We start from the raw sequence: 23,099 nt of genomic DNA on the forward strand, positions 1-23,099 counted from the left end.
AAGAAAAAACCCCTCACTTTTGTGAAGGGTTTGATTTAGTTAATGTAGTGTAGCGGTTAGGCTAGCTCCCCCTCAAAGACTCGAACTTTGGACCCTCTGATTAACAGTCAGATGCTCTAACCAACTGAGCTAAGGGGGAATATGCACTGTTTATAGAACTTTCGAGAGCATTTCAAGAATCTTTGTATTGGTTATTTACATTGATTTACGTATAAATTTACGTATTTCTTAAAAGTAGCTTAATTCCGAAGTATCAAATAACAGTTGGCAAATATAATATTAAATGTAAAATAAAAAATAGAAGAGGACAATATTTTGTTTGTCTACTTGTCTGTCTGTCTAACCTAGACAAGAATATGTACTAGTCTTCTGAAAGACTTAGCTTTTTTTCAGTTGCTTTTTTTAAAATATTGTCTTTGTCTGAAGGAGTCATTCTTAGATTTATTCTTTCGTCTAAATATTCCATTCACTACATTTCTTTTGTGGTTTTAAATTATGGTTTCTTAAATAATAGTCTGCAATATCTTCACCCTTTTTAATTAATTCCTTTTCAAACCATTCCTCACAATCAATAGATATTTGACACGTAGAGGCTTAGGATAATATACTGAATAGTCCTTTTTCAGTTGTAATTAATAGTTTTTATATCTTGTGATTTTAATCATAACTTTTTTAATTGACTGTTTAATCATGGAACTGAACATACTTGGTCAAAATCTAAATGAATGTTGTTTGAATCCTTTAACAGGCTATTTTAGAGATGGTTTTTGCAAAACAAACAATCTAGATCTAGGAACCCATACTGTCTGCGCGATAGTTAATCAGGATTTTCTTGAATATTCTGCTTCCATGGGAAATGATCTCATGACGCCCCAACCACAATGGAAGTTTTTTGGATTAAAACCAGGAGACAAGTGGTGCTTGTGTGTTTTACGATGGCTAGAAGCAGAAAAAGCGGGTAAGGCACCTCCTATTGTTTTAGAGGCTACTCATGAAAAAACATTACAATTCACTTCATTAAAATTATTGAAAAAATATGGTATTTAATAACTATCTAATCCCAAGAGTGTGTATTTTAGAATGAGTTTGTTATTTTAACAAAAAGATATTTAATTTTAAAACACATAGGTATATAATTAAAAATATAAAACATGAAACAATTTATAACAAAATGGTATCCAGTAATTTTAGCTTTCGCATGTATGTTATATTCTATTGGATTTGGTATTGCTGGCATGACTGATGAAGCTCAATATTCAGCTCATTGGCCTGGAACAATTTTATTGTTTGCAATAGCAATTAGACAAAGAAGAACATCATGAGCATAAGTTTTTTTATAGTGGGAGGTGTCATTTTCTCAATTTACATATACCTTACCTTGTGGAATATTTTCTATTCTAGTAGAAAACAAAGGCAAGAGAATTATCCAAAAATTCCTAAAAATCAAGATAAGAAGTCCGAAGAAAGTTGACTGCGAGTACATTTGAAATACGAAATTTGTAAAAAGCACAAAAATAATTACAAATATTGTAAAAGTTCCTTTGTTCAGTATATCAATTAACAGGGAGCAAATATAATATTAAAACTAAAAAAAAGAAGAAACCTACCTAATAAAATATTAGATAACAAAATTAGACTCTATTCCAAAAACATAGAAAACCCAAAACATGTAAGGTCTAGCTAGAAAAATTGGACTATTGGAACTTTGTTTAATAAAATGGGGGTTACCCGCATCGTCATTTAATACAATGAATTAATTATTTCGTTAAAATGATAAATTTTTGAACCAGGAATTGTTTTTTTAGAAATATTCACCATTGATTTAGCAACGTATTTTGCTTCTATTGGTTTATAAATAGACGGCATCAAGAATGATATGATAGGCATTATTAATTGAGCTATTTTTTCTACAAACCGATTTTCACTTCTTTTACCTAACAAAAGTGATGGACGAAATACAGAAGTTGAAGGTAGTTTTAGACCTAAGACAGAGTCTTCAATCTCCCCTTTAAGATTTAAATAGAAGCTATTACTATTAAGATCTGCACCTGATGAGGATACAAATGAAAAGTTTTTCACATTATTTTTTTTACAGGCTTTAGCAATGTTAACTATAATATCATAATCGATTTTCCTGTACGCTTCCTTGTCTCCTTTTACTTTTTTTTGAGTTGTCCCAATAGAAGCAAAAACTAAACTGCTTTTTTGAATGATTTTTGAAATCATTTTTGTGTCAGAAAAATCAATAATATGTAAATGGACTTTCTTATTATTTGAAGGAAAAGAGTTTCTAGTTAAAACATTGATTTTATCAAAATAAACATCATTAACTAAGATCTCTAAAATCAACTCTCCAATTAATCCAGTTGCTCCGAAAAGTGAAACTTCTATTGGTTTCATTTTATAAAATTTTTAATCAGTTAAAGTTATAATTTTTGGTAATGATATAGAATATACTGCCTAATTGAAAGAAACTTGTTTATCAATATCAACATGAAGATTAATATTAGAAGATTTTATATTGAACTCTTGGGCTACTAATCCACTGGAAATAATAGCTGTGATCATAAATAAAGAAAGGATTTTAATTTCATTTTTTAAAAGTGTAATAGTTAATATACCATAAATACAATTTTAATTAATACAACCCTTGTGGATACAATTAATTTTAAAATGATATTATATATATTTATAGTAGTTAATTTCAGGATATTTCATGTTTTGATTCTTTAAATAAAGACATTAATTTTTGAAAAATTAATTAGTTAATATAAAAACAAGATGCTTATTTCACCAAAAGTTTTGTACGACAATTGTTATGGTAAATATGCAATTCCAGCTGTAAATGTTTTTACTATGGAACAAATACATGCTCTTTTTAGGTCAGGACAAAAAGCAAATGCTCCATTTATAGTTCAAATAACTCCTGTTGCAAGAGAATATGCTAATTCAAACATTTTGTTGTCTATTATTGAAGCTGCATCTAAATTATACCCTAAGGCCGTTTATTTTGTTCATCTAGATCATGGTAACGAACAGCATGCATTTGATGCAATTGAATCAAACAATTATGATTCTGTAATGATTGATGCATCTCATGACAACTTTGAAACTAATGTTAAAAGAACAAAGGCTGTAGTTCGTAAAGCACATAAAAAAAGCATCTTTGTTGAAGCGGAACTTGGAGTTTTAAGTGGTATTGAAGATGATATATCAATAGATGAAAAACTGGCCAGGTACACTCAGCCCTCTATGGTTGAGTCTTTTGTAAATGAAACAAATTGTGATACGCTTGCTGTTGCTGTAGGAACAAGTCATGGAGTATATAAATTTCAAGATGGTGACGGTATACAATTTGATATTCTAAAAGAAATACAAAATATACTTCCAGAATTTCCAATTGTTCTTCATGGTGGGTCCGCTGTTAATATTGAAGAAATAAACAGAATTAATAAAAGTGGAGGAAATCTAAGTCATAGAGCTACAGGTGTTTCTCCTAAAGAAATTGTAAAGTCAATATCTTATGGAGTTTGTAAAATAAATATAGCTACAGATTTGAGGTTATTATGGACAAGAATACATAGAGAATTTTTCAAAAACTCTCCCGAACTTTTTGATCCAATAGTTCCTGGAAAATTCTATATGAAGGAATTTGAAAAATTTATGATTAGTAAGTTTGAGCTTCTAGGAGCTTGTGGTAAAGCTGATAAATTTATTTAAAACTATAAAAAAAATGAAGAGAAATTCTCCCTTATTAATAAAACCAAAAACTAAATCTGGGCTATATCATAGCATAACTAAAGATTCAGTGAACTGGAAGTATCTTAATTTTGAGGCAAGAAATTTTGATTTTAATCAGCAGTTTCATTGGGATACTGAAGAAAATGAAATGGTAATTGTTCTGTTAAGTGGTAATTATAAGTTTAAAAGTAACAAAGGGAGCTTTGAAACTAAAAATGGAAGAAAAAATGTTTTTAAAGGAGTAGCGCACACTCTTTACATTCCAAGAAGAACAAAGATTAACCTTATTGCTACATCAGAAAAACTAGATATTGCTTATGGGTGGTGTAAATCTGATTCTGACTTCCCCTTAAAACTTGTAAAACCTGAAGAAACTCCAACTGTAATATTTGGTGGAGATAACGCGACAAGACAATTTAACGATTTAATTCCTCCAGGATTCGGATGTAGTTCAATTGTAGTTAGAGAAGTTTATACTCCATCTGGAAATTGGAGCTCATTTCCTGCCCATAAACACGACGAAAGAATTCTTGACAAAAAGGGAAATGTTATAGAACCCATTCAAGAAGAAATATATTTTTATAAATTTCAAAAGCCTGAAGCTTATGCTATTCAGCAGGTTTATACAAAAGACCATTCCATAGATGAGATAATTAGAGCTCAACATAATGATGTTGTTATGATTCCAAAGGGATTTCATCCTGTTGTAGCTGAACATGGATTTCATTGCTACTATCTTAATTTTTTAGCAGGAACAGACCAATGTTTAAAAAACACAACAGACCCTGATCACGAATGGATATATGATTCGTGGAAATCAAAAGATGAAAGACTACCACTAGTTACTTCAAGAATGAATAATGAAAATTAAATTTTAAATAAAATGGAAGAAAAAAAATATGATCTAATTACTCTTGGCAGATCTAGTATTGATTTATATTCTCAGGACACAGGAGCCCCCTTCAATGAAATTAAAGGATTTGATGCATTTGTAGGAGGATCTCCTTTAAATGTTGCTGTTGCATGTTCCAGATTAGGCTTGAGTACTAGCCTATTGACAGCTGTTGGGAATGATAAAGTAGGTGAGTTTATAATTAATTTTTTAAAAAAAGAAAATGTAGACACAAGCAATATTCCTGTAAAAAAAGGATCAAGGAGTAGTGCAGTAGTTTTAGGCATTCAACCCCCAGACAATTTTCCATTAGTTTTTTATAGAGAAAATGCTGCCGACAGTAAGGTAGATATAGACGATGTTATAAATGCTAATATCTCTGATTATAAAATGTTACTTGTAAGTGGAACTGCTTTAAATATTGAACCCAGTAAAAGTGCTACTTTTTTTTCTATTGAAGTTGCTAAAAAAAACAAAGTTGACATTATTTTAGATTTAGACTTTAGAGCTGATCAATGGCAAGATGTCAGGTCTTTTGGATTGATGATAAGAGCAATAATTTCAAATGTTAAAATAGCAATAGGAACTGAAGAAGAGATTTTGGCAGCTACCTTATGTGATTCATCTCAATTAAAAATTAAAAATCAACAAATTTCATCTCCAGAAATTTATGGTGATATAGAATATTCTATATCTCAACTTCTCTCATTGGGTATAGAAACTCTAATAGTAAAAAGAGGTGAAAAAGGAGTTAGTATTTATAAATCTAATTCTGAAAGACAAGACGTTCCTGGATTTCCAGTTAAAATATTAAATGTTTTAGGAGCAGGTGATGCATTTGCTGGCGGGTTTTTGTACGGAATATTAAAAGGGTGGGATTTATATAAATCGTGCCGAATGGGTAATGCCTCTGGCGCTCAAGTTGTCACCAAAAAAGGGTGTGCAAACTTTATGCCTACTTTGGAGGAATCTTTAAGTTTTGTTGAAAGTAAAGGAGGGTTTTAAGTAAATATAAAGACTAAATGAAATTGCATAAGTCATGAAAACAAAAAAATTAACTGTCGCACAAGCAACTATTGAGTTTTTAAAAAATCAATATGTAAATAGAGATGGCAATGAAAATAAATTCTTCGCTGGATGTTTTGGTATTTTTGGTCATGGTAATGTTGTAGGACTTGGAGATGCCTTAAAACAAAATCCAGATTTTATCTATTACCAATCTAGAAATGAACAGGCAATGGTTCACACTGCCTCTGCTTTTGCTAAAATGAAAAACAGACTACAAACCTTTGTATGTACAACCTCTATAGGACCTGGCGCAACAAATATGATTACAGCAGCTGCGTCTGCCTCAATCAATAGAATACCAGTTCTTTTACTTCCAGGAGATTATTTTTCTAAACGTTCAGCATCGCCATTATTACAACAAATGGAATATGGTTTTACGCAAGATATGTCCACAAATGACTGTTTTAAACCAGTTTCAAAGTACTGGGATAGAATTAACAGACCTGAGCAATTAATTTCTTCCCTTCTCGAAGCGATGAGGGTTTTAACTTCACCATCAGAAACGGGAGCAGTTACTTTGGCAATGCCTCATGACGTTCAAGCTGAAACTTATAATTTTCCTGTAGAGTTTTTTGAAAAGAGAGTTTGGTATATTCCTCGATTATCTCCAGATACTCTTTTATTAAATAAGGCTGTTGAGATTATTAAAAAGGCAAAACAGCCTATGATTGTGGCAGGAGGTGGGGTTATTTATTCAGAGGCTGAACTGGAGCTTAAAAAGTTTGCTGAGCAATCAGGGATTCCTGTAGCAGAAACTTTTGCTGGAAAGGGTTCACTTCATTATAAACATCCATTAAACCTTGGAGCAATGGGAGCAACTGGAACTAAAGGTGCCAGTGAAATTTCAAAAGCTGCAGATGTTGTAATTGGTATTGGAACTAGGTATGGTGATTTTACTTCGGCGTCAAAATCAGCATGGCAAAATCCTAACGTGACTTTTATAAATATAAATGTTGCAGAACTTGATGCTTTTAAACAAAGTGCCGTTCCTCTTCAAGGTGATGCTAAGAAAACATTACAATTAATTACTGAAGCCTTGAAAGAATTTAATACAGGTGATATTTATGTTAAAAAAGTAAAACAATATAACGATGAGTGGGATTCTATTGTTGATAAAGTATACACCACCTTAGACGAATCTAAACCTGTTCAAGCAGAGTATATAGGAGTATTAAATAATTTTATTGATGATAAAGATGTAGTGGTTTGTGCAGCAGGAAGTGCCCCTGGAGATTTGCATAAGCTATGGCGCACCAAAAACTCCAAAGGGTTTCATCTTGAATATGGTAATTCATGTATGGGTTATGAAATACCGGGTGGATTGGGTGTTAAAATGGCAGACAGCTCAAGAGAAGTTTATGTGATATGTGGGGATGCAAGCTATTTAATGCTTCCATCAGACATTATAACAACGATCCAAGAAGGTTACAAAATAACCATTATTTTAATTAATAATGAAGGATATGCTAGCATAGGAGGCCTCTCTGAATCAGTTGGGGGAGAAGGCTTTGGAACTCATTTTAAATATAGAAATCCTAAAACCGGTCAGCTTGATGGTGACTTTTTACCGGTTGATTTAGCTAAAAATGCAGAAAGTCTAGGCGCTATAGTATATAAACCAAAAGGAATTCAAGAATATGTTGAATCGCTATCTAAAGCTAAGAAAAACGATAGAACAACAGTCATATATTTAGAAACTGTTCGAGACAGAAAAATGGCAGGCTATGGATATTCATGGTGGGAAGTTCCTGTTCCAGAAGTTTCAAAATCAAAAGAAGTTCAAAAGGTCAGGAAACAATATGAAGAAGACAAAAAAGCTCAAAAAAAATACATTAAACCTTATTGATGAATTATAAATAAATAACAAAACAGTCCATTATGCAAACAGTTATAACTTTCATTGGATTCTTAGCTTTTGTAGCTATTTATTCTTTTTTAAAGCTTAGAAAAGAAAAACTTGATTCCACAGAAGGATATTTTTTAGGAGGCAGGAGTTTAACTGGAGTTGTTATTGCAGGATCAATGCTTTTGACAAATATTTCTACAGAGCACCTTATTGGAATGAATGGATCTTCCTATAAAAATGGTTTTATAATAATAGCATGGGAAGTTACTTCTGCACTAGCCCTTATAGCTGCAGCAGTATATTTTGTACCAAGATATTTAAAAATGGGACTAACAACTATCCCTGAGTTTTTAGAAAAAAGATTTGATAATACTACAAGACTTCTAGTTGCTTTTTTTCTGATAATATCTTTTGTAGTGACCCTATTACCTATAGTTTTGTATACAGGAGCTATTAATTTAGAGAGTATTTTTAATGTATCTGAAGTTCTTGGAGTTACTAAAGGACAAGGACTCTGGTTAACAATAGTTTTGATTGGAATTATTGGATCTATATATGCAATATTAGGAGGTTTAAAAGCAGTAGCTATATCAGACACCATAAATGGATATGGCCTTTTGATTGGAGGTTTAGCAATTCCTGTTTTGGCACTATTTTCAATTGGAGAGGGTAATGTTTTAAATGGTATATCTAAAGTTTATGAAAATAGTCCAGATAAATTTAACGTTATTGGAGCTAAAGATTCTGTTATGCCCTTTGAAGTGCTATTCACTGGTCTAATAATTAATCAAATATATTTCTGGGCCATGAATCAAACCATCATTCAAAGAGCTTTAGGGGCTAAAAATCTTGTTGAGGCTCAAAAGGGACTTCTTTATACAGGCGTTCTTAAAATAATAGTTCCATTGATTATAATTCTACCTGGTGTGATTGGATATTATTATTTTGGAGATTCGCTATATGCTAATCAAGATATGATTTATCCAGAGCTAATTAAAAAAGTCTTACCCATGAGTTTAGTAGGTGTTTTTGCCGCAATAGTTATGGGTGCAGTTTTAAGTACATTTAATAGTGTCTTAAATAGTGCAGCTACAATATTTAGTATAGATATATATAAAGGGTTTTTTAAAAAAGAGTCTAAAGAAAAAACCCTTGTAAAAGTCGGGAAAATCACCTCTACAGTCCTAGCAATTTTTTCAATTGCAGTGGCACCTTATGTGGCTAACGCTCCTGATGGACTTTATCAGCTTCTGCAACAATTGAACGGTATATTTTTTATTCCTATTGCCTCAATAATGATTGCAGGATTTTTTATAAAAAAAATATCAGCAATGGGAGCTAAAGTTTCATTATTTGTTGGATTGATATTTTATATAACAATGACATTTATTGTAAAATCAGAATTACACTTTGTACATGTTTGGGGTATAGAATTTTTATTAAATGTAGCTACAATGTTTTTGGTCTCTATGTATTATCCTTCAAATGGAAAATTTAAGTTTACAGAATTAGAAATTAATGACATGGTTCAATGGAAGCATACAAAACCAATGTCAATAGGGCTTTGTGTGATAACTATATCAATTTATATAATGTTAGGTAGTTTTTAAAATTAATTAATATGATAAAATTAGGGATTGCTCCAATTGGATGGACAAATGACGATATGCCTGAACTGGGAAGTGATATTACTTTTGAACAATGTATTAGTGAGATGGCACTAGCTGGTTATACTGGATGTGAAGTTGGAACTAAATATCCTGTCAATGATAGAGTGCTTTTAAAACACATGCTTGATGTTAGAGGCTTAAGTATATGTAACCAATGGTTTAGTTATGAGTTTTCGACAAAATCTTTTCAAGAAGTAAAAAGTAATTTTATCAATCAACTTGATTTTTTAAGTTTCTTTGAAGCTGAAATTGTTGGTGGTGCTGAAACTGGAAATTCTATTCATGGAATTTATAACATATCACTATCTACAAGAAAACCAGCCACTGACGATATATGGAAAAAACTTACTAATGGTTTAAATGAATTAGGAAAAATTGCATTAAATGAATATGGTATTAAGCTTTCTTATCATCATCACGCAGGAACCATGGTAGAATCGATGGTTGAAGTAGATAGGTTGTTGAACGAAACAGATGAAAAGTATGTTAATTTAAATTATGATTGTGGTCACTTTTATATAGCTGGACAGGATCCTGTTCATGCAATAAAAAAATACATCTCTCGAACTTCTCATATTCATTTTAAGGATGTAAGAAATAATATTATTGAAAAGCTTGATGAAGAAAACCTAAGTTTTTTAAAGGCTGTTAAGTTGGGAATATTCACCGTGCCAGGAGACGGTAATTTAAACATGAAAGAATTATCAAAAGTTATTCATGAAAGTAATTACAAAGGGTGGTTAGTTGTTGAAGCAGAGCAAGACCCTTCAAAAGCAAACCCTTATGAATATGCAAAAAAAGGATTTGAATTTTTAACTAAAGAATTAAAATTTTAAATAAGACACCAAATGAAAAAATTAAAAATTGGAATTGCTGGTCTAGGTAGAATAGGAAAAATTCATCTTAATAATTTATTAGAGCTGAATAATGTAGAAGTTATTGCTGTTATGGACCCCAGTTTTGAAGCTATAAAATATGCAATAGGAAAAGGAGTTGAATTAGGGTTACAAAATTATAAAGATTTACTAGAGATAAAAGAGCTTGAAGCAATAGTTATATGTACTCCAACTAATACTCACGCAGATTATGTTGAAATTGCAGCAAAATCTGGTAAACATATTTTTTGTGAAAAACCACTAGATTTAAATCTTCAAAGAATCAATGATGTTCTAAAAGTTGTTGAAAAATCAAAAATCAAGTTAATGATTGGATTTAATAGAAGATTTGACAATGAATTTTGCAAAGTAAAATCTTCAGTTAAAAGTGGGTTTGTTGGTGAACCTTATCTTGTTAAAATAACAAGTAGAGATCCAGCACCTCCTCCAATAGAATATATAAAAAATTCCGGCGGACTTTTTTTAGATATGACTATTCATGATTTTGATATGGCGCGCTTTATAGTTGATAAAGAAATTCAAGAGGTGTATGCAAAAGGAGAAGCTTTTACAGATATTTCTATATCTAAAGCTGGTGACATTGATACTGCAGTTATTGTATTAAAATATATTGACTCTACCCTAGCTATAATTGATAACAGTAGAAAAGCAGCTTATGGATACGATCAACGCTTGGAGGTTTTTGGATCAAAAGGAATGATTCAGGCAAATAATGTAATGATCGATAATAATAATCTTTTTACTCAAAATGGAGTTAAATCATCATTGCCTATAAGTTTTTTCATGGAGAGGTATGCAGATGCATATAAAAAAGAGATTATAGATTTTATAGATTCAGTAACAAACAATAAGGAAGTCTCTGTTTCAGGAATTGATGGATTAAAATCTTTACAAATTGGATTGGCAGCAAATAAGTCTCTTAAAGAAAATCGACCTGTAAAAGTTGATGAAATTACATAACACTATATAAAAGTAAAAATTTTAAATTTACATATAGAGTATAAAATTTTCATATCTTTATATTTAATATGAAAAAAAGTAATCATTTTGATTTAAGTCAAGATCAGTTAAAATCATTAAATGACTGGAATCTTCTGAGTCTAAAAAAGGATCAGCTTTCTAAGAAGAAAAGAGAAGCAGAAACTAAACTCAATAAAATTAAATCAGAGATTGAAATAATTAGTCAAAAAAGATTAAAACTTAAACCAAAACTAAAGAGATTAAAGAATAATTATATTCCAATTATATCAATAGGTTTTGATAAAAGATGGTCTACATATAATTGTATAATTAAAATTGGAAGTCACCATAAATCATTTTATTTAGGCAAAGAAAAAGTAATAAAAGATAAAATTAATATCTTCTTTAAAGAGGACATATCCAATAAAAGCATTGCTTTTTTAAAAGAGGAAACAATTAAAATTATCAGAAACGTTATCAATAATTTTCTACCTCAAATTAGTTCATCTAAAATCACAAAGCATAATAATAAATTGAGTTTTGATAATATTATTAAAAAGTATGAAGAGGAAGGGGATTGGGAATATTATCAATGGACTAAATCCAATTAACAATCTAAACTTATCATGATCCCTAAACAGATAGCTATTGTAGGAGGAGGTGCTGCTGGTTTTTTTTCAGCATTATCAGTAAAGGAACATCATCCTAATCATAAAGTATTTCTTTTTGAAAAAACATCCAAGCTACTTAGTAAGGTTAAAATTTCCGGAGGTGGAAGATGTAACATCACTCATTATTCTGAAGATATTAATTCTTTATGTGATGCTTATCCGAGAGGAGGAAAAAAGCTAAAATCTATCTTTTATCAATTTAGTAATATAGATACTCAAAATTGGTTTGAAAATAGAGGAGTCCCATTAAAAACTGAATATGATGGACGTATGTTTCCAGTTTCTGATCAGTCCGAAAGTGTTATCAAATGTCTAATTTCAGAATGCGAGCGTTTGGGAATTGAGATTCAAGTTAATCATGGAGTTAACTCTTTAGAAAACACATCTGATAAATGGAAACTTCATTTTTCAAATTCAAAACCAATTATTTTTGACTCTGTGATCATAACAACAGGAGGAAGTCCAAAATCAAAAGGTTTTGATTGGATTTCTAACTTGGGACACAATATTATTTTCCCTGTCCCCTCGTTATTTACTTTCAACATGCCAAATGAATTGATAACTAAATTAATGGGAATAGCCGTTGAAAATACCAGTATTAAAATTGAAGGAAGTAAAATTAAAACTCAAGGCTCCCTTTTGATTACACACTGGGGCATGAGTGGTCCAGTAATTTTAAAGGCCTCTTCTCTTGGCGCTCGACTTCTAAGTGAAAAGAATTATCAATTTGAGATTTTCATAAACTGGATAGACGAGACAAATACAGAACTATTATTTCAAAAGCTTAATGATTTTGCAAATTCTCATCCATCAAAATTAATTTCTAGAAATAATATATTTTCTTTGCCCAATCGTTTGTGGTCCTTTTTGCTGGAAAAAGCAGAAGTTTCTCATGATCAAAAATGGAATGAAATTGGTAAAAAAAGTATTAGAAAACTTATTGAAACTTTAACTCAAGACAATTATGAAGTTTCTGGAAAAACAACTTTTAAAGAAGAGTTTGTAACATGCGGAGGAATAAATCTTGACGAAATTGATATGCAAAACATGAAAAGTAAAGTATCTTCTAATATATATTTTGCAGGTGAAATTTTAAATATTGATGCAATAACAGGAGGATATAATTTTCAAGCTGCTTGGAGCGGGGGGTATGTTGCAGGAAAACTTGGTTAATTCAAAATACACGTTATATTTAATTTCTTCAGTTTTTAAATTTAATTAAAGAGCATAAAAGTATTTCATACTATTAACTTATATAATCTTTAGTCTATTTTTGAAGTATATGAATAAAAATAAAGTTTCATTTCGTTGGGCGTTCAAAGAATTTATTTGGCCAAGAAGAAAAATTGTATTCTTAGGACTTTTTCTAATAATTATAAGAAGTTTGTCGGGTTTGGTCCTCCCTTATTCCAGTAAAAATTTAATTGATGAGGTTATTCCCTCTAAAGACACAAATGCTTTAACTCTTTTGTTGATTGTGGTATGCTCTGCACTAGTTTTTCAGTCAATAAGTGCTTTCTCCTTAACACGCTTATTAAGTGTCGAGGCACAGCATTTAATTTCTTTGCTAAGAGCTAAGGTGCAGCAGAAGTTATTGACACTTCCTATTTCATTTTTTGATAACAATAAATCTGGAGCTCTTGTTTCACGAATAATGACTGATGTTGAAGGAGTTCGCAACCTAGTTGGCACAGGGTTAGTTCAACTAATAGGGGGAAGTCTTACTGCTGTAATTTCACTAATTGTCTTAATTAAGATCAATGCATTAATGACTGTATTTGTTTTGGTTCCTGTTATTATTTTTGCTTTTATTGCGCTAAAAGCATTTGGCTACATTCGGCCTATTTTTAGAGCACGTGGAAAAATTAATGCTGAAGTCACGGGAAGACTAACTGAGACTTTAAACGGTATTCGAGTGATTAAAGGATTTAATGCTGAGCAGCAAGAATTATTGGTTTTTGAAAGAGGAGTAGATAAGTTATTTCAAAATGTTAAGAAGAGTTTAACAGCTACAGCTTTTATGACTAGCGCAGCAACATTATTAATAGGATTGGCTTCTGCAGGAATAATGGGTATTGGTGGTTATTTTATTATGAATGACACTTTAACCTATGGACAGTTTGTTTCTTTTACACTTTTTCTTGGTTTTATGATTGCTCCAATTGTTCAAATGAGCAATATTGGAAGTCAGCTAACTGAAGCTTTTGCAGGATTAGATCGAACACAGGAATTAATGGGCTTACAAGAGGAAAACAATCCCAAAGAACGAGTTCTAAAGCTTGATAATTTAAAAGGAGAAGTGATATTTAAAGATATTTCTTTTAGCTATGACAACAAGACTGAAGTGCTCCATAATATTTCATTTATTGCCCAGCAAGGTTCTGTTATTGCTTTAGTTGGATCCTCGGGATCAGGAAAAACAACAATAGCTAGTTTGGTTACTGCTTTCCTTAAACCAACCTCCGGAAAAGTATTAATTGATGGAGTCGACTTGTCTAAAGTTAATTTGCAAAGTTTTCGAAGCCAATTAGGAGTGGTGCTCCAAGATGATTTTTTATATGAAGGAACTATTCGAGAAAACATTCTTTTTCCAAGACCCTCTGCCACTAAAAAAGAGCTTATTGCAGCTGTTAACGGGGCTTATGTAAATGAATTTACGGATCGTTTTGAGGAGGGCTTAGAAACGGTTATTGGAGAAAGAGGAGTGAAGCTTTCTGGTGGTCAAAAACAAAGAATTTCAATTGCGCGAGCTCTTTTGGCAAATCCAAAGATTGTTATTTTAGACGAAGCAACTTCAAATTTAGATACTGAAAGTGAGTCTTATATTCAAAAAAGTTTAACTGTTTTAATGCAAAACAGAACCACATTTGTGATTGCACACCGCTTGAGTACCATTCAAAAAGCTGATCAAATTTTAATTATTGAAGATGGGATAATTGTAGAAAGAGGGAGGCACAATGAATTACTGAGTGCCAAAGGAAGATATTATGAGCTGCACAAATACCAGACACGATTATAGACCTGAATCATGCTAATTGCAAGCTTTACATTTATTATAAAAACCATCTAATTCCTTTTTGTCTTTTCGAAACTCATTAGTTTTTTTAAATTTCTTGCAAACAACACATTTTTTTTCAATTAATACATCTTCATCATCAAACAACCTTCTACTCTTGTAAAGCTCTGTTTGTTTGCTATATTCTTTTATTTTTTTGATGTTTTCTTCATTCATTTTAAAAAGGAGTTAATTTATTTATGGCTTCATTAAATATAAGAAAATTTCACTTGAACCTCCTGATTAACATATGAGTCTGGAGTTTAATTTAATTATCATTATTAATTTAATATATTTATAAATAACCAAATAATAATAAATGCAGAAAAAATATTTATTAAGATATCTATTTGATTTCATTGTAATTGTTCTTGGAATTACAGTTTCATTCTGGTTTAACCAATTATCAATTCAAACTAAAAATAATCAGGAGAGAATTAAAGTTTTAAATAATATTCAGGAGGAGGTTGAAGAAATAAAAAAATACTCTGAGGTAAGGTTAAAAACTTGGAATGAAGATATTAATATTTATAATCAATTTTTAAAAGAAAAATTTAATTATAAATCAATAAAAGAAATAACAACCAGTAAAAGTAGAGTTGAGTTTAACCTGATCTATTATAGAGACTTTGAGCCCCCAATGAATAGATATAATTCAATGATTAATTCTGGTGATATTAAATATGTAAAATCTGAAAAATTAAAAGAAATTTTAACAAGGCTTCACACTTTTAATTTATCTAACATAAAGACTACTGTTGAGTATGAAAAGTCTTTAAAAGAGCAATTAATTAATTTATTGACCCTGAATCACTCGGATTTATTTATTGCTGGAGTTAATAAAAAAATTACACTTGAAAATTACTCAGAACTATTGCATTATTCAATTAATGATGACATGCAATTAAAGTCTAATTTATTAGTTCAAATGAAATATTTCAAAACCAGAGTATCGCTTCTTATGCTCTATGTATTTGTTCTTGAAGAGCTAGAGGCTGAGTTGTTGAAGATTAAAAGCTCTTTGTAATTAAACACTTTACTAGTTTACAGGTTGATACTCGTCAATGGTAACTACCTCTCCATCGGATTTAGAAAGTTGATCAAGTAATGATTTCATATCAAAAAAATCATGTTCCTTAGCTATTTTACCATTTCTCATAGTCACTATAGTTGTTCCTGACAAATCTAAATAGTTTCCAGTAGCAGCAATGTCAAAAAAAGCTCCTGTATGTTTTCCTTTAAAATTCCACTGCTTCACAATTTTATCTCCTTGACCAAATGCATCGATTATACTCCACTCAATGTCTGAAAATGCAGTTAAATAGTTTTTATAATATTCCAAGGTTGATTCAATCCCAACTAAGTTACCTTCTGCAGTAACTATTATTACATCTTTAGTAAAATTATCTTCATTTATAACACTAGTGTCTCCATTTAAAAATGTATTCCAAACATTTTGATACATTTCTAAATCTCGCTCTAACTTAGTATTTGCATCAATAATCTTTTTTTCATTTTCTTTCCCAAAAGAACAACCAGTAAGTATAGTTGATAATAATAGTATTAATAATTTTTTCATTTATTTATTTTCAGATACTCAAATATATATAAATCAATTTAAATATAATATCTGGCATAGTTATTATAATAAGTTTTCTAAACTTCTTTTTTATTCATTGTAAGAACTAAATTAGTTTTATATAATATTTAGGAGGAGGTTGAAGAAATAAAAAAAAACTTTTGGTTTCTTGGTTAAAATAAAAATGGGGAAAATTAATTCCCCATTTTTTAACAAACTTTAACTAAACAAACCAATTAACTTAAACATAAATAAAAGTAGAGATTTAGTTAATCCAATTAGTAGTCAACTAAAAGGATTGCTTGCCATGATTTATTAATTAATACTTAAATATAATTTGTTGTTGTTTTGTCTCAGTAAATAATTAGACGAGTAGAAGGTTTTTATCTACCAAAATAGGGTTTCAAAAAATTATTTTTACAAAACACTAGAAATGATTGAAATTTTTAAGTAGGATATTTCAAGCAATGATTTTATCTAAATAAAGGATTTGATTCGTAAAGCATATTTTCAGGTCTTACCTCTAGCAATGAAAATAATTCATCAACAGTTTGAACAGGAATCTTACAAAAATTATCTACACACACGAAGTAGTATGTACTTTCTGCGTCATAACGATCTTTTAATAGATACAAATCTGATTTTTTATCAGAACAAGAAATTACTGAATCCGGTAAATAAAAAGGCAGTAATAAATTTAATTTTTCAATTGCCAAGGGACCCGTAATGGCTATTTCATAAAAAGGATATGTAAAATTATAGATTGATTGCATCCAATTGGTATATTTTAATGGATACTCTAAAACTCTCGATTGAACCATTGAAGTCATTTTTTTTGCTCTTTCTTTATATTTATCAAATCCAAAAAAATGATTTAATTTAAATAAGTTTTCAGCCATCATACTGTTCGCCGAGGGCAAGAAATTATCCTCATATTGAATCATTGAACCTGCTATTGAAGTTTTTTTATCTTCTGCAAATTTAAAATATACTCCATTCTCAGAATTAAAGGTGTCAAGTACAAAATCTGTTAATTCTTTAGCTAAAGTAAGTTTGCGTTCATCAGCTGTAACCTCATAAAAACTAATTAAAGCATCAATTAAAACAGCATAATCTTCAAGCAGTAAGAGTGTCTCTGAAGTGTTTTTTATATGCAAGATCCTTTTCTTTTTGTAAAAGTTATCAGAAAGAAGTGCATTTAATGTTTTACCGGCTTGTTCTAAAAAAAATTCGTCATCAAATGATTTATACGCATCTATAAATCCTCTTACAGCTAATGCATTCCATGAAAATATGAACTTTTTATCTACTACAGGGGAGGGTTTATTTTGTCTAAAAAGATATAATTTGTCGTTGACTTTTAAACGTGTTTCTTTTAAATACTGATTTGACCAGTTATACTTTTTAGCAAAAACAGAATCACTAGTCTGTCTATAAAGTATATATCTATTCCCTTCCCATATTTCATCGTTTGACAAACTGTAATAATCTGAAAACCATTCAAAATCTTCATTTAATTCGCTTTTAATTTCTTTAAGTGACCAAGTGTAGAACTCCCCCTCTTTATTAACTCCATTTATATCTAAGTTATCTGCTGCGATAGAAGAGTAGAACAAATGGGAAGGATCTTTCATTTCTCGATTGAGAAATCTCATAATCTTATAAGCCTCTTCTTTATATTGCTCATCTTTAAAAACTTGATAAAATTGAGCATATAAACTTAACATTTGAACATTATCGTAGAGCATTTTCTCAAAGTGTGGTATTTTCCACTTTCTATCAACAGAATATCGATGAAAGCCTCCTCCAATTTGATCATTAACTCCCCCAAGAGTAATATTATACAAAGATTTTTTGAGAAAATTCTTGAGCTCAGGTGAATCTACTTGAACTGCATATCTAAGTAAAAACTCAAGGATAATTGGTGACATAAATTTTTCATCACTACCAAAACCCCCATATTGTAGGTCCATTTTTTGATTGATTTTTGATATAATACCCTTAAGACTGTCTTTGGAAAAAATATTATCCATTGTATTTAAAGGTTTAAGCATGCTCTGAACGATACCTAATTCAATTTTGTCAGCATGTTCAATTAAATCTAATTGACGTTTTTTATAAAATGTATTGAGCTGCTGAAGTGTTGAAATCCACTGAGCTTTATCAACATAAGTTCCAGCCCATATTGGTCTTCCATCAGGCAAAGCAACAATGTTCATTGGCCACCCTGCATTTCCTGTAATTGTTTTTAGAGCTTTCATGTAGTGAGCATCGATATCAGGTCGTTCCTCACGATCAACTTTTATGCTTATAAAACTTGTATTCATAAGGAGTGCAACTTCGTTATCTTGAAATGTTTCCTCTTCCATAACATGACACCAGTGGCATGATGAATAGCCTACGCTTATAACAATTAGCTTTTCTTCATTTTTTGCCTGACTTAACAACTCATTGCTCCAAGGGTTCCAATTAATTGGATTAGTAGCATGCTGTTTTAGATACAAGCTTTCTTCATTGATTAATTTATTTTGTGCCAATAAAAAGATTGGAAGAAAAAATAAAAAATGAAAAAGAAATTTGAATCTAAACATTAACCCTATTATTTTGTTTTTATAAAACTCTGTAAGACATCATTGTTATTGGCAACTAGGATAATTGTTCCATCATTAGTTTTTACTTCAATCATTTTTTTCGCATCTCCAGGAGTAAAAAACCCACTTTGGTTAACTGGAGAAAAAGTGTATTCTCCTGATTCTGAACCTAAAAATAGAGCACCAATTCCAGCATCGTTTCGAGGAGTTTCAATTTCAGAATGATGCATATTTCCTATCAATAAAATATCATTAATATCATCTTTATTATAATCACCAACCAAAAAGTCATTGACTGATGAAAATTGTGCTCTTACAGGGAGTTTATTTATCATAAAGTCCCCAGAACCAAGATTGGTAAGTATGGCACTTGAAAAATAAGTAGCTTGATAGTTTAACGAATTATTCAAAAGGTCTCCATAAACGTTATTTACATCCAGACTTGCAAAAACATCATATTTCATGAATTTATCTTTAATTTCAGGCACCTGTTGGGCAGAGCAAGAGAAACCCCTTAATGGATATTGAATACCGTAGTTGTAATAAGTAAGAACGATATCATTTTTTCCGTTTTGATCAAAATCATTGTAATAAACTTCAAAAGGACTTTCAGGCTTTGCTTTGTACTTATAGTTTTCGCCTAAATTGCCAACTAATAAATCCATATCTCCATCATTATCTATATCTGCCTCTTTAATTGTAAACCACCATCCTTTCAATTGATCAAGATTAGGGCTAGGTTTTGGGTAAAGAATTCCAGCCATATTTTCATAAACGCGAATTGAAGACCATTCACCTACAACAACTAGGTCTTTATCGTTATCGTTATCAATATCTGTCCAAACGGCATCACTTACCATTCCCCAATCTTTGAAGTTTTTACTGTTAACACTGTCAATTTTAAAAACACCTTTATTGTTTTTTAAAATATAACTTGAAGTTGGTTCAGGATAATTCCAAGGTTTTAATTTAGATCCAATAAAAAGGTCTAAATCACCATCTTGATCATAATCTGAGGCTGTTACAACTGATCCACTTAGAAACAAACTAGGTAAGCTTTTTTTAGAAAAAATAAAATCACCTAAACCATCATTTAGATACAAACGATCTAAATAAGCAGGATTATTAGATTCAAATTCATTCCCCCCACTTACAACATATAAATCCATATCATTATCATTGTCTACATCTAAAAAAAGAGCATCAATATCTTCAGTGAATTTATGTCTTTCCCAGGGTGTATTTTTAGTTTTGATAAATCCTCCTGAGAAACTTTGTAAATAAAGATTTCCAGGTTTACCTCGAGCACCGCCAATATAAAAATCTTCTAATCCATCGCCATTAACGTCAGCTTTTGCTAGAGCAGGTCCTTGTTGAGAGAATTTGTGAGGTAATAAGATTTGATGCTTATAGTCGTCAAAAAATTGTTCTTTGTGAATATATTTAGGAGCAAGATTAGAAAGAGTTATATCTGTTAAAATTGTTTTTGGTTTTGGTTTTTCAATAGAAGTCTGATTAGGTTTATAATATACCTGATGAAGTTTATTGGCCTCTGGTGTATATAGTACTTGTCTTTTTTCATTTGGCCAAATTATTTCGATACTATCAACTAGTTTATTAGCTCCAAGGCCAAAATGAAGTTGATTTTCACTTACTGAATACATTCCTCTGATACTTGTAACTTCTGCATATTGAGTGTTTTTAGGTGTATATATTTTACATTTTGTACCTATTTCACTTTTAAAATTTTCATAAATAACTTTAAGTCTAATATAATTTGTATTCTCAAACTCGACCGTATTGTTTTTGTAAAGAAAAGGGGAATCATTAACATTATTTACAACTATTTCTAAATCACCATCATTATCTAGATCAGCATATGCAGAACCATTGGAAAATGAAGGTTGATTTAATCCCCAAGTAGCTGTTGTGTTTTTAAAAGAATAATTTCCAGAATTTTGGTACATATAATTTGAAAGCTTTATACTTGGTAAAAAATCGAGTACTTCTTGAAGAGGAAGAATATCCCAAACATTAACTAATCCTAAATTAGGATTATCTTTAATATATTCAGAAATAATTTTTTTTGTGAATTGATCTACAGATTTATCCCCATCTGTGTTTCTTATATCTCTTAAAAGACCATTGGTAATGTGGATGTCACGAAAGCCATCGTTATCAAAATCAGCTATCAAATTAGACCAACTCCAGTCTGTAGCTGCTAAATTAGAATAGTTGGCAATCTCGCTAAAGCTTTCATTGCCATTATTTAAATGAAGGGCATTAAACATATATTGGTAGTGCCCACCATCATTTACAACATTCCAAAACTCTTGAACGTCCATGCCACTCATGTTTGATTTTAAGCGGAAATTATCTTCGGCAACCATGTCAAGAGTCATTAAATCTATGTTTCCATCATTATCTATATCGGCTGAGTCAACTCCCATACTATAAAAAGATGTGTGTTTCATAGATTGCTCTGTCTGATACCTAAAAGTACCATCTCCATTATTCATGTATAAGAAATCAGGTGCATCAAAATCATTTGAAACATAAAGATCCAACCAACCGTCTTTATTATAATCTGCTACACTAGCGCTACTGGGGAAACCTGTTTTGACTAATCCAGCTTCTTTAGTAGCAAGCTCAAAGTATTTATTATTTATGTTTTTGTAGAGTTGAGAGGTGTATTCTGGTTTCATAATGTCCTGTCCCATAAAAGGAGAGTAACTTCCTCTATTAGGAGGATGATTTAAAACAAATAAATCTACAAATCCATCTCTATTATAATCAAAAAAAACAGCTTGTCTTGAACGTTGATTATCGTCAACACCCCATTTTTCAGCTTCTTCTTCAAAAGTGAAGTTTCCTTTATTTATGTAGAGTTTATTAGCCCTTCGTTCAGGTTGAAAATCGTATAGTTCTTTACTAACGTAGATATCTAAAAGTCCATCTCCATTAACATCTGCAATCGAAACTCCTGAAGACCAATTTCCATCATTTGTAATTCCTGCAGAAATTGTTTTATTTTCAAATTTTAAACCTCCTTTATTCTTGTATATTTCATCCCCAACAAGATTGCCCGTAAAGTAAATATCTGTTAGACCGTCGTTATCAAAATCAGCCAATCCTACTCCTCCTCCACCATAAAAATTAGCATATAATAAAATGTTTTGTGACTTACTATCCTGGACAGTATTAACAAAATCTAAACCCGTCTGACTTGGAGGTAAGGATATAAACTTTTTGTTTTGAGCCTTTAAAGTGGATATTACAAAAAAGCAGTAGATAAAGAACTTTTTGTGCATATATAAATTAATTTTAATAGTTTTTCAATGGAGTCCTAACCTATTGTAAATATATGATATGTTTATCTTATTTAAAATATCAATTCAGTCAATTTTACACACAAAAATCTGTATTTGAATTTATTATATAAAAAAAGGAGGAAATTAATCCCCCTTTTTTCAAACCTTTATAAATTATTTAAAAAACTAATTAGTTATCCCACCAAACTCTTGTTGTTCGATTATTTGGACCCTGAGATGAAATCATTGCTTCGAAATTCTCCTTATTAATATTAGCTTCATTTGGATTATAAATCATCCTTCTAGGGATAGTTCCGTTAGTTAAATTTTCTGGATGAGCTGGATTACCACCAAAAGGCTTAAGAGCGGGGAAACCAGTTCTTCTAAAGTTAGCGAAAGCCTCATAAAAGTCAAAGAAAGACGCTACCCAAAATTGATCACCAATAAGCTCGTCATAATTTGCTGAATCATACGGATTGGCGGCTAAATATGCATTAATACCAGCACTGCTTAAAGCGAAGCTTGAATCCCATAAAGCCCATTGATTCATTGCGGATGTAACACCACTATTATAATGAGTTTCCGCAGTTGCATGGTCTCCATTTGACCCATAATGTTCTGCTAATACAAAAGCAGTTTGAGCATATGTCAGAAGCATTCTAGGCTGATCAAGTTTTGAAATTGCAGGATTTACGTTAGTATATGGAAGATTTCCAACATCAATACCTTGATTATCTAAGTCATCATCAGTAAAACCATAAGGGTTTCCTCCATATGTATTACTTGGATCAGCAATGATATTTAATCGTGGATCACTTT

General features: G+C 30.7%; 19 protein-coding genes and 1 tRNA gene. 13 read left to right on the forward strand and 7 right to left on the reverse strand.

Annotation, left to right across the window (positions count from 1 at the left end; genetic code table 11):
* Window positions 1-65: 65 nt before the first annotated feature.
* A tRNA-Asn gene (locus AC34EU_RS07535) sits at window positions 66-139 on the reverse strand.
* Window positions 140-690: 551 nt separating this feature from the next.
* Here AC34EU_RS07535 and AC34EU_RS07540 point away from each other — a divergent pair.
* Both AC34EU_RS07540 and AC34EU_RS07545 read left to right on the forward strand, forming a co-directional pair.
* Window positions 691-1,047: a DUF2237 family protein gene (locus AC34EU_RS07540; protein WP_487534376.1), complete on the forward strand. Its 357-nt coding sequence runs from the start codon at window positions 691-693 to the stop codon at window positions 1,045-1,047.
* Window positions 1,048-1,151: 104 nt separating this feature from the next.
* Entirely contained in the window at window positions 1,152-1,322 is a 171-nt protein-coding gene (locus AC34EU_RS07545; protein WP_487532499.1) for a hypothetical protein, read from the forward strand.
* A 418-nt stretch (window positions 1,323-1,740) separates the two neighbouring features.
* On the opposite strand, the gene AC34EU_RS07550 is transcribed toward AC34EU_RS07545, so the two are convergent.
* On the reverse strand, window positions 1,741-2,400 hold the full coding sequence (locus AC34EU_RS07550; RefSeq protein WP_487534378.1) for an NAD(P)H-binding protein: 660 nt from the start codon (window positions 2,398-2,400) through the stop codon (window positions 1,741-1,743).
* Between the two features lie 381 nt (window positions 2,401-2,781).
* Between AC34EU_RS07550 and AC34EU_RS07555 the strand changes: the two genes are divergently transcribed.
* The 10 genes from AC34EU_RS07555 (at window position 2,782) to AC34EU_RS07600 (ending at window position 14,763) form a co-directional block, all read left to right on the forward strand.
* Window positions 2,782-3,720 (forward strand): class II fructose-bisphosphate aldolase, encoded by a 939-nt coding sequence (locus AC34EU_RS07555; protein ID WP_489666860.1) that lies wholly within the window; start codon window positions 2,782-2,784, stop codon window positions 3,718-3,720.
* A 13-nt stretch (window positions 3,721-3,733) separates the two neighbouring features.
* Entirely contained in the window at window positions 3,734-4,612 is an 879-nt protein-coding gene (iolB, locus tag AC34EU_RS07560; RefSeq protein WP_487534380.1) for a 5-deoxy-glucuronate isomerase, read from the forward strand.
* Window positions 4,613-4,624: 12 nt separating this feature from the next.
* Window positions 4,625-5,638, forward strand: coding sequence for a 5-dehydro-2-deoxygluconokinase (gene iolC / locus AC34EU_RS07565; protein ID WP_487534381.1), 1,014 nt, complete (start codon window positions 4,625-4,627; stop codon window positions 5,636-5,638).
* 34 nt (window positions 5,639-5,672) lie between these two features.
* Window positions 5,673-7,547 carry a 3D-(3,5/4)-trihydroxycyclohexane-1,2-dione acylhydrolase (decyclizing) gene (iolD, locus tag AC34EU_RS07570; protein WP_487534382.1) on the forward strand — a complete coding sequence of 625 codons (1,875 nt, stop codon included), beginning with the start codon at window positions 5,673-5,675 and terminating at the stop codon, window positions 7,545-7,547.
* A 32-nt stretch (window positions 7,548-7,579) separates the two neighbouring features.
* Entirely contained in the window at window positions 7,580-9,157 is a 1,578-nt protein-coding gene (locus AC34EU_RS07575) for a solute:sodium symporter family transporter (RefSeq protein ID WP_487534383.1), read from the forward strand.
* Between the two features lie 11 nt (window positions 9,158-9,168).
* Window positions 9,169-10,053, forward strand: coding sequence for a myo-inosose-2 dehydratase (gene iolE, locus AC34EU_RS07580; protein ID WP_487534384.1), 885 nt, complete (start codon window positions 9,169-9,171; stop codon window positions 10,051-10,053).
* Window positions 10,054-10,065: 12 nt separating this feature from the next.
* A complete protein-coding gene (gene iolG, locus AC34EU_RS07585; RefSeq protein WP_487534385.1) occupies window positions 10,066-11,073 on the forward strand; it encodes an inositol 2-dehydrogenase in 1,008 nt (335 codons plus the stop codon).
* A 68-nt stretch (window positions 11,074-11,141) separates the two neighbouring features.
* Window positions 11,142-11,684 carry a hypothetical protein gene (locus AC34EU_RS07590; protein ID WP_487534386.1) on the forward strand — a complete coding sequence of 181 codons (543 nt, stop codon included), beginning with the start codon at window positions 11,142-11,144 and terminating at the stop codon, window positions 11,682-11,684.
* Between the two features lie 15 nt (window positions 11,685-11,699).
* A complete protein-coding gene (locus tag AC34EU_RS07595) occupies window positions 11,700-12,917 on the forward strand; it encodes a BaiN/RdsA family NAD(P)/FAD-dependent oxidoreductase (RefSeq protein ID WP_487534387.1) in 1,218 nt (405 codons plus the stop codon).
* Between the two features lie 109 nt (window positions 12,918-13,026).
* Window positions 13,027-14,763 (forward strand): ABC transporter ATP-binding protein, encoded by a 1,737-nt coding sequence (locus AC34EU_RS07600; protein WP_487534388.1) that lies wholly within the window; start codon window positions 13,027-13,029, stop codon window positions 14,761-14,763.
* A 12-nt stretch (window positions 14,764-14,775) separates the two neighbouring features.
* On the opposite strand, the gene AC34EU_RS07605 is transcribed toward AC34EU_RS07600, so the two are convergent.
* Complete coding sequence (locus AC34EU_RS07605; protein WP_487534389.1) at window positions 14,776-14,976, reverse strand: hypothetical protein; 201 nt, start codon at window positions 14,974-14,976, stop codon at window positions 14,776-14,778.
* A gap of 142 nt (window positions 14,977-15,118) precedes the next feature.
* Here AC34EU_RS07605 and AC34EU_RS07610 point away from each other — a divergent pair, with 142 nt between their 5' ends.
* Window positions 15,119-15,826, forward strand: coding sequence for a hypothetical protein (locus AC34EU_RS07610; protein WP_487534390.1), 708 nt, complete (start codon window positions 15,119-15,121; stop codon window positions 15,824-15,826).
* A 12-nt stretch (window positions 15,827-15,838) separates the two neighbouring features.
* Here AC34EU_RS07610 and AC34EU_RS07615 read toward each other — a convergent pair whose 3' ends face one another.
* The 4 genes from AC34EU_RS07615 to AC34EU_RS07630 form a co-directional block, all read right to left on the reverse strand.
* On the reverse strand, window positions 15,839-16,378 hold the full coding sequence (locus AC34EU_RS07615) for an ester cyclase (RefSeq protein ID WP_487534391.1): 540 nt from the start codon (window positions 16,376-16,378) through the stop codon (window positions 15,839-15,841).
* A gap of 473 nt (window positions 16,379-16,851) precedes the next feature.
* Window positions 16,852-18,969 carry a thioredoxin domain-containing protein gene (locus AC34EU_RS07620; RefSeq protein WP_487534392.1) on the reverse strand — a complete coding sequence of 706 codons (2,118 nt, stop codon included), beginning with the start codon at window positions 18,967-18,969 and terminating at the stop codon, window positions 16,852-16,854.
* 8 nt (window positions 18,970-18,977) lie between these two features.
* The gene (locus tag AC34EU_RS07625) at window positions 18,978-22,280 is read right to left on the reverse strand and encodes a VCBS repeat-containing protein (RefSeq protein ID WP_489696154.1); all 3,303 of its coding nucleotides are present in this window, start codon (window positions 22,278-22,280) and stop codon (window positions 18,978-18,980) included.
* 190 nt (window positions 22,281-22,470) lie between these two features.
* Window positions 22,471-23,099 (reverse strand): SusD/RagB family nutrient-binding outer membrane lipoprotein (locus tag AC34EU_RS07630; RefSeq protein ID WP_489696155.1); only part of this gene is annotated, 629 nt, incomplete at its 5' end.

The organism is Candidatus Marivariicella framensis (assembly GCF_982709265.1).

Excerpts from the sequence above, each read along its gene's own strand:
- AC34EU_RS07620 (WP_487534392.1), bottom strand. The coding sequence starts at position 18,969 with ATGTTTAGATTCAAATTTCTTTTTCATTTTTTATTTTTTCTTCCAATC.
- AC34EU_RS07555 (WP_489666860.1), top strand. The coding sequence starts at position 2,782 with ATGCTTATTTCACCAAAAGTTTTGTACGACAATTGTTATGGTAAATAT.
- iolG (WP_487534385.1), top strand. The coding sequence starts at position 10,066 with ATGAAAAAATTAAAAATTGGAATTGCTGGTCTAGGTAGAATAGGAAAA.
- AC34EU_RS07610 (WP_487534390.1), top strand. The coding sequence starts at position 15,119 with ATGCAGAAAAAATATTTATTAAGATATCTATTTGATTTCATTGTAATT.
- AC34EU_RS07590 (WP_487534386.1), top strand. The coding sequence starts at position 11,142 with ATGAAAAAAAGTAATCATTTTGATTTAAGTCAAGATCAGTTAAAATCA.
- AC34EU_RS07600 (WP_487534388.1), top strand. The coding sequence starts at position 13,027 with ATGAATAAAAATAAAGTTTCATTTCGTTGGGCGTTCAAAGAATTTATT.
- iolC (WP_487534381.1), top strand. The coding sequence starts at position 4,625 with ATGGAAGAAAAAAAATATGATCTAATTACTCTTGGCAGATCTAGTATT.
- AC34EU_RS07615 (WP_487534391.1), bottom strand. The coding sequence starts at position 16,378 with ATGAAAAAATTATTAATACTATTATTATCAACTATACTTACTGGTTGT.
- iolB (WP_487534380.1), top strand. The coding sequence starts at position 3,734 with ATGAAGAGAAATTCTCCCTTATTAATAAAACCAAAAACTAAATCTGGG.
- iolD (WP_487534382.1), top strand. The coding sequence starts at position 5,673 with ATGAAAACAAAAAAATTAACTGTCGCACAAGCAACTATTGAGTTTTTA.
- AC34EU_RS07550 (WP_487534378.1), bottom strand. The coding sequence starts at position 2,400 with ATGAAACCAATAGAAGTTTCACTTTTCGGAGCAACTGGATTAATTGGA.
- AC34EU_RS07545 (WP_487532499.1), top strand. The coding sequence starts at position 1,152 with ATGAAACAATTTATAACAAAATGGTATCCAGTAATTTTAGCTTTCGCA.
- AC34EU_RS07605 (WP_487534389.1), bottom strand. The coding sequence starts at position 14,976 with ATGAATGAAGAAAACATCAAAAAAATAAAAGAATATAGCAAACAAACA.
- AC34EU_RS07575 (WP_487534383.1), top strand. The coding sequence starts at position 7,580 with ATGCAAACAGTTATAACTTTCATTGGATTCTTAGCTTTTGTAGCTATT.
- iolE (WP_487534384.1), top strand. The coding sequence starts at position 9,169 with ATGATAAAATTAGGGATTGCTCCAATTGGATGGACAAATGACGATATG.
- AC34EU_RS07540 (WP_487534376.1), top strand. The coding sequence starts at position 691 with ATGGAACTGAACATACTTGGTCAAAATCTAAATGAATGTTGTTTGAAT.
- AC34EU_RS07595 (WP_487534387.1), top strand. The coding sequence starts at position 11,700 with ATGATCCCTAAACAGATAGCTATTGTAGGAGGAGGTGCTGCTGGTTTT.
- AC34EU_RS07625 (WP_489696154.1), bottom strand. The coding sequence starts at position 22,280 with ATGCACAAAAAGTTCTTTATCTACTGCTTTTTTGTAATATCCACTTTA.